Annotated in this window: 18 protein-coding genes; 12 read left to right on the forward strand and 6 right to left on the reverse strand. The window is 67.4% G+C overall.

The features are described from left to right. Positions 1–228 precede the first annotated feature (228 nt). The 3 genes from ACTJLD_RS17035 (at position 229) to ACTJLD_RS17045 (ending at position 3063) form a co-directional block, all read left to right on the forward strand. A complete protein-coding gene (locus ACTJLD_RS17035; protein WP_440659342.1) occupies positions 229–729 on the forward strand; it encodes a GNAT family N-acetyltransferase in 501 nt (166 codons plus the stop codon). A gap of 296 nt (positions 730–1025) precedes the next feature. Further along, positions 1026–2624 (forward strand): thioredoxin family protein, encoded by a 1599-nt coding sequence (locus tag ACTJLD_RS17040; RefSeq protein WP_060372902.1) that lies wholly within the window; start codon positions 1026–1028, stop codon positions 2622–2624. Between the two features lie 73 nt (positions 2625–2697). Further along, on the forward strand, positions 2698–3063 hold the full coding sequence (locus ACTJLD_RS17045) for a 5-carboxymethyl-2-hydroxymuconate Delta-isomerase (protein WP_027790324.1): 366 nt from the start codon (positions 2698–2700) through the stop codon (positions 3061–3063). A 77-nt stretch (positions 3064–3140) separates the two neighbouring features. Here ACTJLD_RS17045 and ACTJLD_RS17050 read toward each other — a convergent pair whose 3' ends face one another. After that, a complete protein-coding gene (locus tag ACTJLD_RS17050) occupies positions 3141–3404 on the reverse strand; it encodes a DUF4148 domain-containing protein (protein WP_027790325.1) in 264 nt (87 codons plus the stop codon). A gap of 256 nt (positions 3405–3660) precedes the next feature. Further along, a complete protein-coding gene (locus tag ACTJLD_RS17055; protein ID WP_060174028.1) occupies positions 3661–5064 on the reverse strand; it encodes a GntP family permease in 1404 nt (467 codons plus the stop codon). Positions 5065–5380: 316 nt separating this feature from the next. Here ACTJLD_RS17055 and ACTJLD_RS17060 point away from each other — a divergent pair, with 316 nt between their 5' ends. The 5 genes from ACTJLD_RS17060 to ACTJLD_RS17080 all read left to right on the forward strand — a co-directional run bounded on the left by ACTJLD_RS17060 (position 5381) and on the right by ACTJLD_RS17080 (position 11139). Next, positions 5381–6859, forward strand: coding sequence for a sigma-54 interaction domain-containing protein (locus ACTJLD_RS17060; RefSeq protein WP_027790327.1), 1479 nt, complete (start codon positions 5381–5383; stop codon positions 6857–6859). A gap of 54 nt (positions 6860–6913) precedes the next feature. Next, positions 6914–7441 carry a BON domain-containing protein gene (locus ACTJLD_RS17065; RefSeq protein ID WP_440659343.1) on the forward strand — a complete coding sequence of 176 codons (528 nt, stop codon included), beginning with the start codon at positions 6914–6916 and terminating at the stop codon, positions 7439–7441. Positions 7442–7502: 61 nt separating this feature from the next. Further along, a complete protein-coding gene (locus ACTJLD_RS17070; protein WP_048023821.1) occupies positions 7503–7775 on the forward strand; it encodes a hypothetical protein in 273 nt (90 codons plus the stop codon). Positions 7776–7878: 103 nt separating this feature from the next. Next, entirely contained in the window at positions 7879–8178 is a 300-nt protein-coding gene (locus ACTJLD_RS17075; RefSeq protein ID WP_027790329.1) for an H-NS histone family protein, read from the forward strand. Between the two features lie 603 nt (positions 8179–8781). Beyond that, complete coding sequence (locus tag ACTJLD_RS17080) at positions 8782–11139, forward strand: GNAT family N-acetyltransferase (RefSeq protein WP_091920697.1); 2358 nt, start codon at positions 8782–8784, stop codon at positions 11137–11139. Between the two features lie 658 nt (positions 11140–11797). Here ACTJLD_RS17080 and ACTJLD_RS17085 read toward each other — a convergent pair. Both ACTJLD_RS17085 and ACTJLD_RS17090 read right to left on the reverse strand, forming a co-directional pair. Beyond that, positions 11798–12349 carry a hypothetical protein gene (locus ACTJLD_RS17085; RefSeq protein ID WP_027790331.1) on the reverse strand — a complete coding sequence of 184 codons (552 nt, stop codon included), beginning with the start codon at positions 12347–12349 and terminating at the stop codon, positions 11798–11800. A 194-nt stretch (positions 12350–12543) separates the two neighbouring features. After that, positions 12544–13365, reverse strand: coding sequence for an IclR family transcriptional regulator (locus ACTJLD_RS17090; protein ID WP_059693078.1), 822 nt, complete (start codon positions 13363–13365; stop codon positions 12544–12546). Between the two features lie 637 nt (positions 13366–14002). Here ACTJLD_RS17090 and ACTJLD_RS17095 point away from each other — a divergent pair. Then, entirely contained in the window at positions 14003–14851 is an 849-nt protein-coding gene (locus ACTJLD_RS17095; protein ID WP_059693076.1) for an ureidoglycolate lyase, read from the forward strand. A 189-nt stretch (positions 14852–15040) separates the two neighbouring features. On the opposite strand, the gene ACTJLD_RS17100 is transcribed toward ACTJLD_RS17095, so the two are convergent. Beyond that, complete coding sequence (locus ACTJLD_RS17100) at positions 15041–15424, reverse strand: VOC family protein (protein ID WP_021159659.1); 384 nt, start codon at positions 15422–15424, stop codon at positions 15041–15043. Positions 15425–15677: 253 nt separating this feature from the next. On the opposite strand from ACTJLD_RS17100, the gene ACTJLD_RS17105 reads away from it, so the two are divergent. Beyond that, on the forward strand, positions 15678–16319 hold the full coding sequence (locus tag ACTJLD_RS17105) for a CGNR zinc finger domain-containing protein (protein WP_175863658.1): 642 nt from the start codon (positions 15678–15680) through the stop codon (positions 16317–16319). 47 nt (positions 16320–16366) lie between these two features. On the opposite strand, the gene prpR is transcribed toward ACTJLD_RS17105, so the two are convergent. Continuing rightward, positions 16367–18349 carry a propionate catabolism operon regulatory protein PrpR gene (prpR, locus tag ACTJLD_RS17110; protein ID WP_440659344.1) on the reverse strand — a complete coding sequence of 661 codons (1983 nt, stop codon included), beginning with the start codon at positions 18347–18349 and terminating at the stop codon, positions 16367–16369. 170 nt (positions 18350–18519) lie between these two features. Between prpR and prpB the strand changes: the two genes are divergently transcribed. Together prpB and prpC are read left to right on the forward strand one after the other, a co-directional pair. Next, positions 18520–19413: a methylisocitrate lyase gene (gene prpB, locus ACTJLD_RS17115; RefSeq protein WP_027790337.1), complete on the forward strand. Its 894-nt coding sequence runs from the start codon at positions 18520–18522 to the stop codon at positions 19411–19413. Positions 19414–19528: 115 nt separating this feature from the next. Further along, complete coding sequence (gene prpC / locus ACTJLD_RS17120; RefSeq protein ID WP_027790338.1) at positions 19529–20701, forward strand: bifunctional 2-methylcitrate synthase/citrate synthase; 1173 nt, start codon at positions 19529–19531, stop codon at positions 20699–20701. Positions 20702–20732: the final 31 nt, after the last annotated feature.

Raw genomic sequence — 20732 nt, forward strand, 5'->3', positions numbered from 1 at the left:
GGGAAGCGATGCGTGCCGGAAGCGGGTAAGGAATTACCGGTTTCCGGCCGCCGGGCCGGTCAGATTTTCCCTGCTCGTGGAGGCGTGGCTTGAGCGCTGGTCGTTGCGGGGGCAACGGCATCGCATGACGCCGATGTTTCAAATGCGTGAAATCGGATAAGCTCGATCCGTTGCTGCGCATGTGCGCAGCCCGCGCCGCGGGCGCGACTTTTCGGAACCGGCCCACCCATGACCGACATCAAGATCCGGCACAGCGAGACGCACGACGTCGACGCGATCCGGCAGATCGCCGCGCACCCCGCGGTGTACATGAATACGCTGCAGTATCCGTTCCCATCGTTCGAAAAATGGCAGAAACGGCTCGCCAACGCGCACGAGCGCGGCGCGAGCCTCGTCGCCGAAATCGACGGCGAGGTGGTCGGCCATCTCGGCCTCGAGTTCGAACCGAATCCGCGTCGGCGCCATGCGGCAGGGCTCGGCATGATGGTCGACGCGACCCGGCACGGGCGCGGCATCGGCAGCCGGTTGCTCGCGGCCGCGATCGATCTCGCGGAAGGCTGGCTGAACCTCACGCGCCTCGAGCTGACCGTGTTCACCGACAACCGCGCGGCGATCGCGCTCTACGAGAAGCACGGCTTCCGGATCGAGGGCGAATCGCCGGGTTATGCATTGCGCGACGGCGTGCACATGTCCGTGTATCACATGGCGCGGATCAAGGGCCGAGAGTGAACGCGCGGCGACGATGCCGCGCGTCATATTCATTCAAGAATTCGTTCGTTTCCCGCCGGCTGCGCGGATCGTATCGTTGAAGGATTTGCGCCGGCCGCTTCGGGCGGCGTTGGCGGTCTCCGCATCGATGCGTGCGGCTTGCGTCGACGCACGCCGGCTTACGCCACGCCGCACGCCGGTGCGCTTCATCGCTTCATGAATCTCGCTGCATGGGCGTCGCTTCAGGTCGTCGCTTCCCGTCGTCGCCTGGCGCGCCACTCCTTCCCGCAACCTTCTCTTTCAACGGACCCGCTTCGATGAAAACCGCTCTCCGGAATCTGACTGCCGCCTGCCTGCTCGCTGCCGCCGCGGGTGCGGCGTTTGCCGCCGCCGCGCCCACGGGCACCCCGGTCGCGAGCGCATCGCCCGACGGCGCGCACCTGCCGCCCGGCATCGCGTGGCAGCACGGCGACGTCGACGCCGCTTTCGCGTTGGCGAAGCGCACCGGCAAGCCGCTGCTGCTCTACTGGGGCGCGGTGTGGTGCCCGTCGTGCAACCAGGTGAAATCGACGATCTTCAGCCAGCAGGCATTCAAGACCCGCTCGTCGTTCTTCGTGCCCGTGTATCTCGACGGCGATACCGAAAGCGCGCAGAAGCTCGGCGAGCGCTTCAAGGTGCACGGCTACCCGACGATGATCCTGTTCCGTCCCGACGGCACCGAAGTGACGCGGCTGCCGGGCGAAGCCGATCTCGACCGCTACATGCAGGCGCTGTCGCTCGGGATGACGGCCGCGCATCCGGTGCGGCAGACGCTCGCGACCGCGCTGAAGAACGGTGCGTCGCTGACGCCGGACGAATGGCGCCTGCTGGCCGACTATTCATGGGATACCGACGGCGCGCTGCCGGTGCCGGCCGATCGCGTGGCCGAGACGCTGCAGTCGCTCGCGCAACGCGCGCGGGCGGCCGGCGCGAAGGCCGAATCGGCGCGCTTCGCGCTGAAGTCGGCCGTGGTCGCCGCGTCCGACGATCCGGCGCAGGCCGGCGCGCTGGACAAGACGGCGCTGGCCGATTCGCTGCGCACGGTGCTGCAGGATCCCGCCTTGTCGCGGGCCGATTCGGACGTGCTGGTCGCCGCGCCCGCGCGTGTGGTCGCGTATCTCGGTGGCGGCGACGCGCAGCGCGCGAAATTGCGCGGCGCGTACGACACGGCGCTTGCGCGCCTGTCGACCGACACCACGCTGTCGTCGATCGACCGGCTGATGGCGCTGCACGGCCGCGTGCTGCTCGCGCGCGGCGATGCACGCAAGGGCGCACCGCTCGCCGTGCCGGCGCTGGCCGATACGGCGCGCAAACAGATTCTGGCGTCGGTGCAGGGCGCCGCGAACGCATACGAACGGCAGGCACTCGTCAGCGAAGGCGCGGACACGCTGACCGACGCGGGGCTGTACGACGAGTCGGATGCGTTGCTGAAGGCCGAGTTGCCGCGCTCGTCCACGCCGTACTACTTCATGTCCGGGCTGGCCGCGAATGCGAAGGCGCGCGGCGACAAGGCCGCGGCGCTCGACTGGTACCGCAAGGCATACGATGCGGCGAGCGGGCCGGCGACGAAGCTGCGCTGGGGCGCGACCTATTTCGCGAATGCGGTCGAACTGGCGCCGGACGATTCGGCGCGCATCGAAGGGATCGCCTCGAGTGTGCTCGCGCAGGCCGACAAGACGCGGGACGCGTTCTACGGCGCTAACCTGCGCGCGTTGACCAAGGTCGTCACGCAGTTGAACCGCTGGCGCGGCAGCGGCGCGCACGACGCATCGGTCAGGTCGATCGCGAAGCAGTTCGACGGCATCTGTGGGAAACTGCCCGCCGGCGATCCGCAGGCAAGCGCCTGCGAGCGCCTGATCCAGCCAGTCAAGGCATAGATCCGGTGGCACTGCGTGGGCTTTCGGGATGCCGGCCGGCGCATTTCCCGATACCGACGAGGCCACCGACCCCATGCCCCACCTGACGCTCGAATATTCTGCGAACCTCGACGGGTTCGACGCCGGCGCGACACTGCGCGCGCTCAATGCCGCGCTTGCCGCGTCCGGCCATTTCGACGAGCGCGATATCAAGAGCCGCGCGCTGCGGCTCGATACATTTGCAGTCGGCACGTCGCCGGCGCCGCGCGCGTTCGTCCACGCGAAGCTCGCGGTGCTGAGCGGCCGGCCGACTGACGTCAAGCGGGAATTCTCGGAGCGGGTGCTGGCGGAACTGAAGCGGCACGTCGTCGCGCCGCCCGGCATGCACCTGCAACTGTCCGCGGAAATACTGGAACTGGAGCGCGAGTCCTACGCGAAAGCGGTCATCGAGCCGCGCTGACCGTGCAGCGCGGTGAGCGCTGCGCGCGCCGGGGACGTGGCGCTGACGCGAGCGCAGCCCGCTGGGTTGAAACCGGACTATTGGCCCGTGGCGGACACGCCGCGATTGCCGTAGCCGGCGCCCGCGGCCCGCGACGCACCTTGCTGCCGGGCGATCTTAGCTTCGGCGGCCTGGATGCTGGCAGGGTAGAACCAGTCGCTCGGCTGGAAGCCGGCTTTTCTCAGTGCAACCACCTCGGAATGAACTTCGGCGCGCGTGAGCGGCGAGGTGGCTTGCGCCTGCGCGGCGACGGGAGCGGCGAATGCGGCCGCGAGGGCGAGTGTACGGAGCAGCGGGTTCATGAGCGGATACCTCCAGGTTTTCGACGGCGCCGATCACGTACGGTGACCGTCGAAAGCAGTGTAGGCCTCGCCTGACGCGCGAAAAATGCCGCTGCGCCCAACGTAGTGTTCTCCGGAAGACAACAATGAACGGCCGGCGCGCGCACCTGGACGGTGCCCGGCAAAAAGGGGAGGAGCGGGGGAGAAGCCGGCCGCAGCGACGTGGCCGGCGGCTGGCGGGCAGCGACCCGGAGTCGGGCCGCCGCGCGCGGGGGTATTACACGAGCCCCGTCATGTAGTACACGGCGATCACGAAGAACACCGCGAGCGTCTTGATGATCGTGACCGCGAAGATGTCGCGATACGACTCGCGGTGCGTGAGGCCCGTGACCGCGAGCAGCGTGATCACCGCGCCGTTGTGCGGCAGCGTGTCCATGCCGCCGCTCGCCATTGCGACGACCCGGTGCAGCACGTCCAGCGGGATATTGGCGGCCTGCGCGCCCTTGATGAACAGGTCCGACATCGCGGCGAGCGCGATGCTCATGCCGCCCGACGCCGAGCCCGTGATGCCGGCGAGCGAGCTGACCGACACGGCCGCGTTGACGAGCGGGTTCGGGATGCTCTTCAGGGCATCGCTGACGACGAGGAAGCCCGGCAGCGCCGCGATCACGCCGCCGAAGCCGTATTCCGACGCGGTGTTCATCGCGGCGAGCAGCGCACCGGCGACGGCGGCCTTCGAGCCGGCTGCGAAGCGCCCGCTGACGCGTTTGAACGCGGTCAGCACGACCAGGACGATGCCGAGCAGCAGCGCCGCCTCGACCGACCAGATCGCGACGACGGTCTTGATCGACGTCGTGACCGGCGCGTGCACGCCGGGCAGCACTTCCGGCGCGACCGTGTAAGACGCGGCGCCGTACCACTGCGGAATCAGCTTCGTGAATGCGAAGTTCGACACGCCGACGAGGATCAGCGGCAGGATCGCGAGCGCGGGATTCGGCAGCGACTTCGCCTCGACGCGCTCCGGTTCGTTGACGAGCGACGTGCCGTAGCCTTCACCCTTTGCCATCGCCGAACGGCGGCGCCATTCGAGATACGTGAGGCCGACGACGATGATGAACAGCGAGCCGATCGTGCCGAGCGCGGGCGCGGCCCAGGCGGTCGTCTTGAAGAACGTGGTCGGGATGATGTTCTGGATCTGCGGCGTGCCCGGCAGCGAATCCATCGTGAACGAGAACGCGCCGAGCGCGATCGCGCCGGGCATCAGCCGTTTCGGGATGTTGCTCTGGCGATAGAGTTCGGCCGCGAACGGATAGACCGCGAACACCACGACGAACAGCGACACACCGCCATAGGTGAGCAGCGCGCACACCGCGACGATCACCGCATTCGCGCGTGAGCGGCCGATGTAGCGGATCGCCGCGTGGACGATCGACTCGGAGAACCCGGAGAGTTCGATCACCTTGCCGAATACCGCGCCGAGCATGAACACCGGGAAATACAGTTTGACGAATCCGACCATCTTCTCCATGAAGATGCCGGAGAAGACCGGTGCGACGGCGGCGGGTTCGGTCAGGAGCACCGCGCCGAGCGCGGCGATCGGCGCGAACAGGATCACGCTGTAGCCGCGATACGCGGCGAACATCAGGAACGCCAGCGCGGCGAGGACGATCACGAAAGACAAGGGAGTCTCCTAATGGCTTTGGTTGTTGTTCGATCGCGCGATGCGCCGCGGACCGGCTCAGGTTCGTGCAGGTTTCGTGCCATCGGCCGGATAGCGCCGCCGGACATGGGTCCGCCGGGGACCGGCGGGCCCGCGCCGGTCGTTGTCTGACGATTCTACATAAAACGTCTCCATCCGGAGACGAAATGGCCGTCCGGCCAGCCCGTGTAATCGGGCGGGGCGTTCCCGGGCAACGTGTTGCGGCGTGTCTCCGGAGTGAGATAATCCGTCTCGTTCCGGAGACAGCCGGTCGACAATACACGGAGACGAAGACACGATGATGAACGACTGGGCCCGCCTGCCCGTCAACTACGGCGACGTGCTGCGGCGCGCCGCCGAGTCGCTGTTCCGGACCTTCGAGGATTCGAGCGCGGGCACGGTGGTCGTCGATCGCGATGCACGCGTCGTGTGGATGAACGAGCGGTATGCGGCGCGCTTCGGTTTCGCCGATCCGCAACAGGCTGTCGGCCTCGACTGCGAGGCCGTGATCCCGAACAGCCTGATGCGCGAGGTCGTGTCGACCGGGCAGCCGATCCTGCTCGACATCATGGAGACGGGCCGCGAGCCGCTCGTCGTCACGCGCCTGCCGCTGAAGAACGAGGCCGGTGAGACGGTCGGCGCGATCGGCTTTGCGCTGTTCGACCAGTTGAAGACGCTCACGCCGATCTTTTCCCGCTACGCCCAGCTTCAGCAGCAACTGATCGCGACACAACGTTCGCTCGCGCAGGCGCGCCGCGCGAAATACACGTTCGCGAGTTTCGTCGGCACGAGTGCGGCGAGTCTCGAAACCAAGCGCCAGGCGCGCCGCGCCGCGCAGGTCGACTCGCCGGTGCTGCTGCTCGGCGAGACGGGCACCGGCAAGGAACTGCTCGCGCATGCGATCCACGCGGCGTCGGCGCGTGCACTCCAGCCGCTCGTGACGGTCAACGTTGCCGCGATTCCCGACACGCTGCTCGAAACCGAATTCTTCGGCGCGGCGCCCGGTGCGTATACGGGCGCCGACCGCAAGGGGCGCGTCGGCAAGTTCGAGCTGGCCGATCGCGGGACGCTGTTTCTCGACGAGATCGGCGACATGCCGCTGCCGCTGCAGGGCAAGCTGCTGCGCGTGCTGCAGGACAAGGAGTTCGAGCCGGTCGGCTCGAACCGGATCGTGCGCGCGGACGTCCGGATCATCGCGGCCACGAGCGCCGACCTGCCGGCGCTGGTCGCAGCCGGGCGTTTTCGCGCGGATCTCTATTACCGTCTGAACGTGCTGACGATCCACGCGCCGCCGCTGCGCGAGCGCGCCTCCGACATTGCGGCGCTCGTCTACGCAACCCTCGAGGAACTGGCCGCGCAACACGGGCGCGCGGCCCATTGCGAACTGACCGACGATGCGCTGCGGATGCTGTGTGCGTATCCGTGGCCGGGCAACGTGCGCGAGTTGCGCAATACGCTCGAGCGCGCGCTGATGCTGTCGGACCGGTCGGTGATCGATGCGCGTGCGCTCGCGCCGTTCCTTGGGCCGGTGCGCGTATCGACGGACGGTGCAGTACCGGCGCAGCCGGCGGCCGTGTCGACGGTCGAGCGGCGCACGGGCGAAATGCGGGCTGCACCGGCAGCGTCGTATGCCGATGCATTGGCGGCGTGGGAGCGCCAGTTCCTGACCGATGCGCTCGCGGCTTGCGACGGCAAGGTGGTAGAAGCGGCCGCGCGCATCGGGATCGGCCGCGCGACGCTGTACAAGAAGCTGGCGGCGCTGGGCATCGACCGGTAGGCCGACCGGCAACGCCGATGCGGCCGGACGTGCGGCATCGAACAGGAGAGCACGATGAAACGGATCGGCATCGCAGGATGGCTGACGCTGTTGCTGGCGAGCGCCGCGCTCGCGCAGTCCGGCGATGCCGACGCCCCCGAGGCGCGGCGCAACTGGTACAACGATCCGTTCATCGCGCTGTCGCGGGACGTGGCCGAATGCCCGTTGCCGCTCGGCCCGTGGATGACCCGGGCCGAGATGACGGACGACGCGCATTACCGTGCCGAACGCGGCACCACGTGCTGGCTCGCGCACCGCTGCACGAAGCCGAACTCCTACATGTATGACGCATCGATCGCCGACGCCGTGAAGGCACACTTCGCCGGCTCCGATCGACTGCACGGCACGAGCCTGTGGATCACGGTGCAGCGGCGTTTCATTTACGTCGAAGGATGTGCCGATACGGCGTTCGACCGGCAGGCATTGCAGCGTGAGCTCGAGGCGATTCCGGACGTCGAGCAGGTGTTCGTTCGCATCACCGACGATCCGCGCAAGCGCTTGCCGTACAAGGCGCGCGGGCAACCCGGCCGCACGCCGAACTGACGGAGAAAGGGCCGCGCATGGCATACTCGCGACATTCAAAAAAAGGTTGACGGGAAGAACAATGAAACACATGCTTGCGTCGGTCTGCCGGTGGCCTCGGGCGGCCGTTGTGCTGGGTCTGGTTGCCGGGCTCGGCGGGTGTGGCGGCAGCGCGCCGCTGTTCACTTCGGACGGGCGTCCGACTACCCAGGTGCAATGCACCGGCAGCGACTGGAGCAATTGCACGGACAATGCCCGGGCGATCTGTAACGGGGATTTCGAAGTGCTTCAGCAATCGAGCGATGACGCCACGCGAAATCTTCTCTTCGCGTGCAAGAAGAAGAGCGGTTATTGACCTCGAGATAACCGGCTGGGGAGATCACGATCGGGCGAAGCGCTTTTCTGTTTGCTGAGAGTCACCTATTTTTCACGAATAACACTCACGGAGTCCCATCCATATGGCGACCTACAGGCAACTGACCGCGCAGCTCGAACGGCTTCAGCAAAAGATCGACAAGGAACGCGAAAAGGCGATTGCCGATGCGATTGCCGATATCCGCGCGAAAATCGAGGAATACGACATTACGCCGGAAGAGCTCGGGTTCCGTGCGGCAGGGGCGGCCGCTGCCGCCGCGAAGCCGAAGCGTACGTCGCCGCCGAAGTACCTGAACCCGAAGACGGGTGAAACGTGGAGTGGCCGTGGACGGTCGCCGACGTGGCTCGGCAAGAATCGCGCGCGTTTCCTGATCAAGGACTGACTCCCGAAAATTCTCACCTTTCGCGTGCCGACCGACGGTGCGAACGGCCATGCCGCCGTCGCACCGTTTTGTTTTTGTGCATTCCCGGCGCGATTTCCGACGGCGTATTGAACTGCGATGCCGCGCAATTAACGGATCCCGTTTTGCGAATTCGCTGCGATTCGGCTGCATATCGCGGCGATTTTCGGTAAACAGCGCCGCAATTTCACGGCACATCCGCATTGGCTCGCGCCATTCTCGCGGTGCACGCGCGCCGCGAATTCCGATCACCTTTCGCGTGTTTGCGCGTCGCGCCGTGCAATTCCCGAATTTACTCACCATAGCTCCTGTAAATCCTCACCTTTGACGAAGCGGACGCGGCACCGCGCCGAATGCGAACGCCGGCTGCGTCGAGCGAATGTGGACGCCCGGCGTGCGGCGACGGCTTTCGTGCTCGCGTTGCAGACCCATGGTGCGTGCGTTGACGTCTGTCGAATAGTCGGCCGTCCGGCATATAGGCAGCCGCATGCGCTTCGCCTATGCTTGGGGTTCGCGTCGATCGGTGTACGGCCTGTCCGTGCCGCATGCCGATCGGGTCGTCTTTCGTTACCGCAGGGAGCCGATGTGACCGTTCGCCATCTCGATGCGTTGTTCCAGCCCAAGTCCGTTGCGGTCGTCGGCGCGTCGTCGCGCGCGGGCAGTATCGGCGCGATGGTGTGGTCGCGCGTGCTCGACGGCGCGTTCCAGGGGCCCGTGTGGCCCGTCAATCCGAAGTATCGCGACCTGCACGGGCATGCGGTCGTTGCCGATGTCGACCGGTTGCCCGCACCGCCGTCGGTTGCCGTGATCTGCACGCCGCCCGCGACCTGGGCCGGCATCGTGCGCAAGCTCGGCGAGCTCGGCACGCGCGTGGCGGTGATCGTCGGCGAGGCGCGCACGGATGCCGATCGCGCCGCGCTCGATCGCACACTGAAGGCGGCGAAGCCGTTCGTGCTCCGTATCGTCGGGCCGGGCAGCCTCGGCGTGCTGTCGCCCGGACGGCATGCCCATTTCGGCGCGCCGGCCTATACGGCGCGATCGGGCGGTGTCGCGTGGGTGTCGCAATCGAATGCGCTGACGAACGCGGTGCTCGGCTGGGCCGACGCACGGGGCCTCGGTTTTTCGCATGTCGTCGCGCTTGGCAGCGAGTCCGACGTCGATGCGGGCGACGTGCTCGACTATCTCGCGAGCGACCCCGGCACGCGCGCGATCCTGCTCGAACTCGATACCGTGCGCGCGGCGCGCAAGTTCATGTCCGCCGCCCGCGCGGCCGCGCGCAACAAGCCGGTGCTCGCCTTGCGCACCGGGCGCGCCGATCCCGGCGACGCGCTCTATACGGCGGCGTTCCAGCGCGCGGGGATGGTGCGGGTCGATGCGCTCGACGACCTGCTCGACGAGATCGAGACGCTCGGCGTCGGCCGCGTCACGGCGCGCGGCGCGGCCACGCTCGTGACGAGCGATGCCGGGGTCGCGAAACTCGCGGTCGACGCGGTGTCCGACGTGCGCGACGTACTGGCCGACTGGCCGCCCGCCGCCACGTCGGCCGTCTCGGCCGCGCTGCCGCATCTCGCGTCGCCCGGCAATCCGCTGACGCTGGGCGACGATGCGCGGCCCGAGCATTTTGCCGCAGCGGTCAAGGCGCTCGCGCCGTTCCCGCAAACGGGCACGCTGTTCGTCGTCCATTCGACTTCCCACAGCGCGCCGGCCGATGCGGTCGCGCACACGCTGGTCGAAGCGCGGCAGTACGCGCATCGCGGCATCCTCGCGTGTTTCTTCGGCGCAGTCGACGCGGCGACGCGCGATGCATTGCATGCGAACGGCATTCCCGTGCACACCACGCCGCAGCGGCTCGCACGCGCGTATGCGCGTCTCGTCGACTACAACCTCGGGCGGCAACTGCTGATGCAAACGCCCGAGGGCACGCCGCTGCAGCCGGCCGAGTGCGTTGCATCCGCGCAGGCCGACGCGCGCCGGATGGTCGAAGCCGGCGAGCATGAGCTGACCGGCGAAGCCGCGCTGGGCTGGCTGTCCCGTTTCGGCCTGCAGGGCGAGCAGGCCGCCGAGCCGGCCGGCACGAAAGTCGTCGATGTCACGGTCGACATGTACGACGATGCGAACTTCGGCCCGGTGTTTCGCTATGCCGTGCCGCCCGCGGACGGCGTATCGGCGCCGTTCGTCGTCTATGGCCTGCCGCCGCTGAACACCGTGCTCGCCCGCGCGGTGATGGAACGCTCGCCGTATGCACGCCGCACACCCGTCGAGCCGACGCTCGACGCATTGACGGCGCTGTCGCAGGTCGTCTGCGACGTGCGTGAAGTCGTTGCGATGTCGGTCACGCTGCGCGTGCTGTCCGACCGTGCGCAAGTGATTGCGCCGCGTATCACGCTGGCCACGGGCCGCAGCCGGCTCGCGATCATGCCGTATCCGCGCCACCTCGAACAGACGCTCGAGTGGCGCGGCGAGACGGTGACGATCCGCCCGATCCGTCCGGAAGACGAGGCCGCGCACAACGAACTGCTTGGCGCGATGACACCGGACGATCTGCGGATGCGATTCTTCGGTGCGGTGCGCAGCTTCGATCATTCACAGGTGGCGCGCATGACGCAGATCGATTACGACCGTGAGATGGCCTTCATCGTGTCGTTCACCGATGTGTCCGGGCGCGACCACACGCTCGCGGTGGCGCGCGCGGTGGCCGATCCCGACAACGAGACGGCGGAGTTCGCGATCGCGGTACGACCCGACCAGAAGGGCAAGGGGCTTGGCCGGCTGATGATGAACCGGATCATCGACTACGCGCGTTCGCGCGGAACCGCATGGATGATCGGCGAGGCGCTGCGCGAGAACTCGGCGATGATCGCGCTTGCGAAGTCGTGCGGTTTCGCCGTGTCGACGACGGAGGAGCCCGGTGTCGTCGGCTTCAGGATGAAGCTGCAGCCGTAGCGTCCATCGGCGGCTCGGCGCGTACGGACGCCATATGCCGTCGATGTCCCCGGCTTCCCGGCACGTTGCGGATGTTTCCGGTCACGAATGCCGGGCATTCGAACCGGTCTCGCGAGCGAAACAACGGCGAACGTGTCGCTGCCTGTTCGCGATGGAAACAACGACACGCATACGGCAGGCATCGCGAGACGCGTTTCGTTTGCCGCGATATCCGTCGCGCGTCGTAGTTTTCCGCGCGATGTTCACACGTATTTGCCGCCGTATTTCCGCCTCGAAAATTCGAGCCTGCCCAAAAGGTGAGATTTTTCAGGAGCCGCCGGTGAGCTTCTCCAGGATGGTCGAGGTGAGCCGATACGGGAGCATTCGGTGAGCCTTCCCGGGAGTTGCCGGTGAGTACCTGCGGGAGGCGTCGGTGAGCCTTTCCGGGGCGCATCGGTGAGGGGCTGCGGGACGTGTCGGTGAGCACATCCGGGAGGCTTCGGTGAGGGTTTCCGGGAGCCTTGGTGAGCTTTTTCGGGAGGTGTGGGTGAGCGCTTGCGGGACGCCAAGGTGAGACTTTTCGGGAGTGCCCGGACGCACGGTTTGCGCAAGCGCAACGCCGGCCAAGGTCGGCGTTGAGCAGGGGGCGGGCACGCATGAACCGTGCCCGCGCTTACATTCAGGCAGCGAGTTTCGCCGCCGCGTCGTTCACCTGGTCGCGCGAAATCGCGAGTTCCTCGAGGTGCGAATCGGCATAGACGGCGCCGGTTTCGCGCTCGAGGCGGGCGATCGTCAGTGCGCAGCGTGCGATGTCCTTCGGCATCGCGATGAAGCGCTTGACCGATTCGCCGGACGTGAATGCTTCGAACAGCGCGCCGCGCACGTCGTCCGGAAGCGTCTTGGTCCACTGGTACGGCTTGCCGTTGAACGTGATCGACGGCGGCAGCGTGCGTTCCTTCTTGGTCGCCGTGATGAGCCCGTAGGTGCGGGCTGCGTCGCCGATCTGCTCGGGCGAGAAGAGCTCGTCGGGCGTGATGTCGAACTGCTCGATGTAGTTCTCGATCGCCTGCATCGCGGCGGCACGATCGTCGCGCTTCTTCTGCGCGCGCGCGACGATATCGCGCAGTTCGTCCGCCTCCTCGGGCGTGATCGTGAAGCTTGCCTGCTTCTGCTGAAGTTCGGAGAAACGCTGGAATTCTTGATCGTTCAGAAGTTTGGCCATGACATCCATCGGACACGACGGCCGCGACAACCGGCCGCCGTAGTTTTTGAGAGGGCCGCTATTTTAGCGTAGCGCCGTGGGCGCACGATATGGCACCGTGCGTCGCGCCTCGCACCGGCGTGATCGCGGGCGACCGGGATCGGCGCAATCGCGCCGTACCCGGTGCGTTCCGACGAGCCTGCGTGTCGGCAGGCTCAGCTGTGTCAGCAGGTTTCGGTGCGGCACATCGACAGATGGGCGGCCGTTTCGCGCAACCCATCGACGACCGCGTCGACCGACGGCGCCATGTGCGCATCGATCCGGCGCATGTACGGGCAGGTCAGCACCGCGATCGCATGGCCGGACGGCCCGAGGATCGGCGCGGTCAGGTCGGTCACGCCGTACGCCTGGCGGCTGTCCTGGCGCAGGTAGCCGGCCTGCCGGATGGACTGGCACGCGTACGCGAGTTCCTGCTCGTTCAGCGGCGCTTCGCCCTTGACCTTGCGGTGCTCCGCGAGCATGTGCGCGCGCTGCTCGGCGCCCTGGAACGACAGCATCACCCGCCCCGATGCCGTATCGGCGAGCCCGATGCGCGAGCCGAGCCGGACCGACACACCCCACGGGCCGGGCCCGTCGACTTGCGCGATCACGAGCAGGTTGCCGCGATCGTAGACGGACAGGTGGCACGATTGTTCCGAGGAATCGGCGAAGCGCTGCATCGGCGGCAGCGCCTCGGCGATCAGCCGGCTCATCGGCGGATGCCGGTGGGCGAGCGAGAACAGCTTGAGGCTGAGCGTATAGCGGTCGCCGCCGGTCGAGCGCATCACGTAGCGGCGCGCGACGAGGCGTTCGAGCATCCGGTAGATCTCGCTCGCGTTGCGGCCGAGTTCCTTCGTGATTTCGGTGCGGGTGAGGCCTTCTTTCTGCTCCGACAGGAGTTCGAGGATGTCGAGACCCTTGTCGAGCGCGGGTGCGCGATAACGGTCGATTGCGCCCATCGATTCCCGTGCGTCGCAGCCGGGAAGCAGGTCGTTGGTTGTTTGCATTGTCGATGTGAGGTTGGGGGATTACTGTCGATCGATTGGCGACGCACGCTGACCGATTCTGCACTTCGCCTGTGTCGGGCTCGCGTGTGGCGACGCACGCCATCCGTCCGAGCTTAACAACAAACATTTAGTGTGCAATGCAGCGTCTTTTTACCGATCGTTACCTAACAAGAACGGATCAATTTGTTTTCAGGATGACAGGGAAGCTCCGAATACCCGGTATTCATGACAGGTGGCACCGGTTCAAGGTATTCGCGATGCTGCGCCGCAGCGCCCGCGGGCGCACCAATAGTCGGTATCCGTCGCGTGTCATTTCATCGTGCGCGGCCGATGGTACAAAGACTGGCGGGCCAGCGACGGTGCGGCCGCGCGTGACGCCGGCCGGTACGGGCCGGGCCATGTCGCGGGTGCCGGGCCGTCGTCGCCGATGCGCAGACCGGCGGCCGCCCGTTCGATGCGCGCCATACTTCCGTGTGGCGCCACGATCGCTGCGCCCGCGCGACCCTCGCGCGTCGAACGGCATGCCGGATGCGGCGCCGACGCGCGCAATCGACGATCGACAATCAGTCCGGCACGCGGCCGCGAAGAGCGGCGTCGGCCGGTATCCTGTCCTATTCGACAACAGAGGTTGAGCACGATGAAACTGCTTCGTTATGGCCCGTCCGGCCAGGAAAAGCCCGGTATTCTCGACGCGGACGGCCGGATTCGCGACCTGTCGGCGCATGTGCCGGATCTGTCCGGCGATGTGCTGTCCGACGCGGGTCTCGCGCGTCTGCGTGCAATCGATCCGGCCACGCTGCCGCTCGTGTCGGGCGAGCCGCGCATCGGCGCGTGCGTCGGCCACGTCGGCAAGTTCATCGGCATCGGCCTGAACTACGCCGATCACGCGGCCGAAGCCGGCATGCCGGTGCCGAAGGAGCCCGTCGTGTTCGGCAAGTGGACGAGCTCGATCTGCGGCCCGAACGACGGCATCGACATCCCGAAGGGTTCGGTCAAGACGGACTGGGAAGTCGAGCTGGGCGTCGTGATCGGCGCGACCTGCAAGGACGTCGACGAAGCGCGCGCGCTCGATTACGTCGCGGGCTACTGCGTCGTCAACGACGTGTCGGAGCGCGAATGGCAGATCGAGCGCGGCGGCCAGTGGGACAAGGGCAAGGGTTTCGACACGTTCGGCCCGATCGGTCCGTGGCTCGTCACGCGTGACGAGGTGCCCGATCCGCAGCGTCTCGACCTGTGGCTCGAGGTCGACGGCCACCGCTATCAGAACGGCAACACGCGCACGATGGTGTTCACCGTCGCGCAGCTGATCGCCTATCTGTCGAACTGCATGACGCTGCAGCCGGGCGACGTGATCACGACGGGCACGCCGCCGGGCGTCGGGATGGGCATCAAGCCGTCGCCGGTGTTCCTGAAGGCCGGCCAGACGGTGCGCCTCGGGATCGACGGGCTCGGCGAGCAGTTGCAGAGCACGCGCAACGCGCAGTAAACACGTCCCCGGCGCGGGCGGATCGCGGGGCAATCGGCCGCGAGCCGGCCGCGCCGCCCGGCATCGGCGTGCCTGCCTGCGGCGAGCGTCGCGACCGAACCTCGATGCAGCAAAAACAAGGACAAGGGCCCGATTCCGCGCGATGCGGAATCGGGCCCTTGTCGTTCACCCGCGTCGGTGCGAACCGGATCAGACGACGTTGTCCAGCTCGCAATGGGCTTCGAGCCGATATCCGTCGGGATCGACGACGAACGCCGCGTAATAGCCGGGGCCGTAGTGCTCGCGCTTGCCGGGCCCACCGTTGTCCTGGCCGCCGTGCTCGAGTGCGGCGCGGTAGAACGCGTCGACCTCGACGGGCGACGCGGCCTTGAACGACAGGTGCAGCCCGGAGTCGGGATCGGCGGCGATGGGGCGAGCCGCATGCTGCAGCCACAGCACCGGCTCGGTCTCGCCGTACCCGATCGAGCCGTCGTCGCTATACAGCCGCTTGTAGCCGAGCGCGCCGAGCGTGCTGTCGTAGAACGTGCGGCTGCGGCCGATGTGGGCGACGCCGAAGGAAAGGTGATCGATCATCTGTGGGCTCCTTGAACTGAAGAGGGGACGTCAGTACGGCAAACCTGCCTACAAGCACCATGCCAGCCGCTTGTAGCGGAGCGCGCCGAGTGTGCTGTCGTCGAACACCCGGCTGCGGTCGTTGTGGATAACGCTGAAGAAAAGGCGATCGATCATCTGTGTCTCCTTGAGCTGAAAGGGCGCAGTGCAGCCAACCGGTTTTTAACCACCATGCCGGTTATGTTAGAAAGCGTCCGGATGCTTGTCAACCGGCATGCTGGTTAGATACGATCGCGTCATGAGCAAAACGCAACCTTCCGTCACGACGGACTGCCTGATTCCGGCGCCGCCGGAAACGCTGAGCATCGATTTCGCGAACACGCTGTACTGGCGCGGCGCCGACACGCCGACGGAGACCTTCGGAACGCTGGACGACCTGTTGACGTGGTGCCGCGAGCAGGCGTGCGTACCGGCCGGTTTGGCCGACGCGTGTCGAGTGAGGGACAAGGATGACGAGCCGGCGATGCTCGCGCGCGCGCTCGCACTGCGCGAGGCGCTGTATCGGCTGTTTCATGCGCAGGCCGAGCAGCGCGAGCCGCATGCCGACGACCTGGCGCTGCTTGGCGGCTTTCTGGCGGAAGCGGCGCCGCGCGTTGCGCTGGCGCGCATCGACGGCGCCTATGCGTGGCGGATCGGCGGCGCAGGCGGCGCGCTCGCGGCGCTGCTGAGCCCGGTGCTGTGGTCGGCGATCGACCTGCTTGGCGGTGCGCGGCTCGCGAAGGTCAAGCGTTGCGCGAACGACGCCTGCCAGTGGCTGTTCATCGACGACAGCAAGAACGGCAGCCGCCGCTGGTGTTCGATGTCGTCGTGCGGCAATCGCGCGAAGGCGTACCGCCACTATCACAAGGTCGACTGACGTTTCTCGTTACGCCGGCGCGCGCCGGCGCACCGCATCCGGCCTGCCTATTTCACCGACAACTTCCGCCACAGCGTCGTCTTGCTGATGCCGAGCATCGCGCATGCGCGATCGCGGTCGCCGCCGCACGCGTCGAGTACCGCGCGGATCTCGTCGGCTTCCGCGCGACGGCGGCGTGCGTGCAGCGTCTGCGCATCGTCGGCGTCGGCCGCGTCGGGGGGCGCCGCGAACAGCTCGGGCGCGATCGCCTGCAGCGCGTCGGGATCGAGCGTGCCGCAGGCGGCGGCCGGATCGTTTTCGTCGGCTTCCTCGGCCAGCTCCACCGCGATCCGCTCGATCACGTTCTGCAGTTCGCGCACGTTGCCGGGCCACCGGTAGCGCGTGAGCCCGGCCTGCGTCGCGCCGAGCACGCGCGCGGCATCGTCGGCGTCGCGCAGGCGCTCGGCGAGCCGCGGTTCGCGTCGTGCGGCCTGCACGAGCAGCGTGGCCGCGAGCGCCGGGATGTCGGCTGCACGCTCGCGCAGCGGCGGCAGGCCGACGTTCAGGATGTTGAGCCGGTAATAGAGATCCGCGCGGAACGTGCCGGCCTCGACGGCGGCGAGCAGCGGACGGTGCGTCGCGGCGATCACGCGCACGTCGATGCGGATCGGCTCGGTCGAGCCGAGGCGGATCACCTCGCGCTCCTGCAGCACGCGCAGCAGCCGGCTCTGCAGCGACGGCGGCATCTCGCCGATCTCGTCGAGAAACAACGTGCCGCGGTGTGCGGCTTCGAACAGGCCGGTCTTGCCGCCGCGCCGCGCACCGGTGAACGCGCCTTCCTCATAGCCGAACAGCTCGCTTTCGAGCAGGGCTTCCGGAAACGCGCCGCAATTGACCGCGACGAACGGGTAGCTGCGCCGCGCGGACAGCGCGTGCAGGCTCTGCGCGATCATTTCCTTGCCGGTGCCGCTTTCGCCGAGCACGAGCACGGTCGCGTCGGATTTCGCGTAGCGGCGCACGAGATCGCGCACGCGCGCCATCGGCGCCGATGCGCCGACCACGTCGTCGAGCGCGTAGCGCGCCGCGAACTGCTGCGTGGTGGGCTGCGAACGCAGTGCGCGGTCGAGCCGTTCGACCGCGCGCGATTCCTGGAAAGTCAGCACGCTGCCCGACGTGACGCCGCGATCGACCAGCGGCCCGCGATGCACGACGTAGCGCACGCCGCGCACGGTCGCGAGCGCGTCGCCGTCCTCGCCGCGCAGCGTGCGCAGCTCGGGCCGCAGGTCGACGAGCGCGCGGCCGACGGCCGCCGCGGGTTCGACCCCGAGCGCCGACGCGAGCCGCTCGTTGATCGCCTCCACGCGGCCGCGCGCGTCGAGCGCGACCACGCCGTCGCGCAGGTGCTGGAGCAGGTTGTCGAGCCGCTGGCGGCGGAACGCCTCGGCATGCGTCGCGTACGCGACTTCGAGCGCCGTCTCGACGGCCTTGCGCACCGACGCGTGCGAATACAGGAACACCGCGCCCATGCCGGCGCTGGCCGCGAGGTCGGTGACGAGGCCGGGGCCGACGATCGTCTCGATGCCGCGGTTGCGCAGCTCGTGCACGCAGGCTTCCGCTTCCTGCGCGGACTGATATGACGCAAACTGCACGTCGAGGCCGTATGCGGCGACGAAGCGGCGCACTTCGGGCGGCGTTTCGCCGGCGCTGACGAGCGCGATCCGCGACGCGTCGCGCCGGGCGCGCGCGAGCGCCTGCATCACGTCGAAGCCGGTCGGCGACACGACCACCACCGGCACCTGCGCACGCGTCTTCAGGAAGCCGCCGTTCGAGCCGGCCGCGACGATAACGTCGGGCCGCGCGGTGCCGGCCTCGGCGATCGCGCTGAGCGCATCCTCATAGGCGCGCGTCACGATGCGCACGTCGGCGCGTTCGTCGAATTCGCCGGCGATCTCGCGAAAGAGTTCGCGCAGGCGGCTGATGCCCATCGCCCAGATGCGCGGGCGCGCCGCGCGATCCGCCGGGCCGACGGGCTTGGTCGAGGAGAGGTCCATGACGGTCGATTATGCGCGCGAGATTTCATTTTTGAAACATGAAATTGCTTAATTGAAATCGCCGGGTGCGGCATCGCCCGTGCCGGTTGCTTAAGAATCAGAGGGTTAGCGACATTCCGCGAGCTGGCCCGGTCCTTGCTGTTATCGGGCATTCCATCAGGAGGCCGTTCATGAGCAACACGCATCTTCAGAGCGCCGGCGCGAAATTCCGCGCGGCAGTCGCGGCCGAGCAGCCGCTGCAGGTGGTCGGCGCGATCACCGCGTACGCGGCCAAGATGGCGCAGGCCGTCGGCTTCAAGGCCGTGTACCTGTCGGGCGGCGGCGTCGCCGCGAACTCGCTCGGAATCCCCGACCTCGGCATCAGCACGATGGAAGACGTGCTGATCGACGCGAACCGGATCACCAACGCGACCGACCTGCCGCTGCTGGTCGACATCGATACGGGCTGGGGCGGCGCGTTCAACATCGCGCGCACGGTGCGCTCGTTCATCAAGGCCGGCGTCGCGGCCGTGCACCTGGAAGACCAGGTCGGCCAGAAGCGCTGCGGCCACCGTCCGGGCAAGGAAGTCGTGCCGGCCGACGAAATGGTCGATCGCATCAAGGCCGCGGTCGATGCGCGCACCGACGATCAATTCGTGATCATGGCGCGCACCGACGCCGCCGCCGCCGAAGGGATCGATTCGGCGATCGAGCGCGCGGTGGCCTATGTCGAGGCCGGCGCGGACATGATCTTCCCGGAAGCGATGAAGACGCTCGACGACTACCGCCGCTTCAAGGCGGCCGTGAAGGTGCCGATCCTCGCGAACCTGACCGAGTTCGGCTCGACGCCGCTGTTCACGCTCGACGAGCTGCGCGAGGCGAACGTCGACATCGCGCTGTACTGCTGCGGCGCGTATCGCGCGATGAACAAGGCCGCGCTGAACTTCTACGAGACGCTGCGCCGCGACGGCACGCAGAAGGCGGCCGTGCCGACGATGCAGACGCGCGCCGAGCTGTACGACTTCCTCGGCTATCACGAATACGAGCGCAAGCTCGACGAGCTGTTCGCGCAGGGCAAGAAGTAGCGCGGCCCGCGCGCCGGGCACGATTCCCGGCAAGCCTTGCATGAAACCGGGCCGCGCGCACCCGTGCCGCGCCCGGCGGACATGACACCCACGATACATATTGGAGAACGGAAAGATGAGCGAGACGAAAGACGCAGCAGCACCGGCCGCCGCAGGCGCATTCAAGCCGAAGAAATCGGTGGCGCTGTCGGGCGTGACGGCCGGCAACACGGCGCTGTGCACGGTCGGCAAGACCGGCAACGACCTGCACTATCGCGGCTACGACATTCTCGACGTCGCCGAGTCGTGCGAATTCGAGGAAATCGCGCACCTGCTCGTTCACGGCACGCTGCCGAACCTGACCGAACTGGCCGCGTACAAGGCGAAGCTGCGCGCGCTGCGCGGCCTGCCGAACGCGCTGAAGGCCGCACTCGAGCAGATCCCGGCATCCGCGCACCCGATGGACGTGATGCGCACGGGCGTGTCGGTGCTCGGCACCGTGCTGCCGGAGAAGGACGACCACAACCTGCCGGGCGCGCGCGACATCGCCGACCGCCTGATGGCCTCGCTCGGTTCGATGCTGCTGTACTGGTATCACTTCTCGCACAACGGCAAGCGCATCGAGACGGAAACCGACGACGACTCGATCGGCGGCCACTTCCTGCACCTGCTGCACGGCAAGACGCCGTCGAAGTCGTGGGTCGAGGCGATGCACACGTCGCTGATCCTGTACGCGGAGCACGAATTCAACGCATCGACGTTCACCGGCCGCGTGATCGCGGGCACGGGTTCGGACATCTACTCGGCGATCACCGGCGCGATCGGCGCGCTGCGCGGGCCGAAGCACGGCGGCGCGAACGAAGTCGCGTATGAAATCCAGAGCCGCTACAGCTCGCCGGACGATGCCGAAGCCGATATCCGCCGCCGCGTCGAGAACAAGGAAGTCGTGATCGGCTTCGGCCACCCGGTCTATACGATCTCCGATCCGCGCAACAAGGTGATCAAGGGCGTCGCGCACAAGCTGTCGAAGGAAGCGGGCGACCTGAAGCTGTACAACATCGCCGAGCGCCTCGAATCGGTGATGTGGGAAGCGAAGAAGATGTTCCCGAACCTCGACTGGTTCAGCGCGGTGTCGTATCACATGATGGGCGTGCCGACCGCGATGTTCACGCCGCTGTTCGTGATCTCGCGCACGTCGGGCTGGAGCGCGCACATCATCGAGCAGCGCATCGACAACAAGATCATCCGCCCGAGCGCGAACTACACCGGTCCGGAAGACCTGCAGTTCGTGCCGATCGAGAAGCGCTGAAACGCCCGCCGCGCGCGCCGGCGCCCGTGAT

This window comes from Burkholderia sp. 22088, assembly GCF_052045915.1.
GTDB classification, from domain to species: Bacteria; Pseudomonadota; Gammaproteobacteria; order Burkholderiales; family Burkholderiaceae; genus Burkholderia; species Burkholderia cepacia.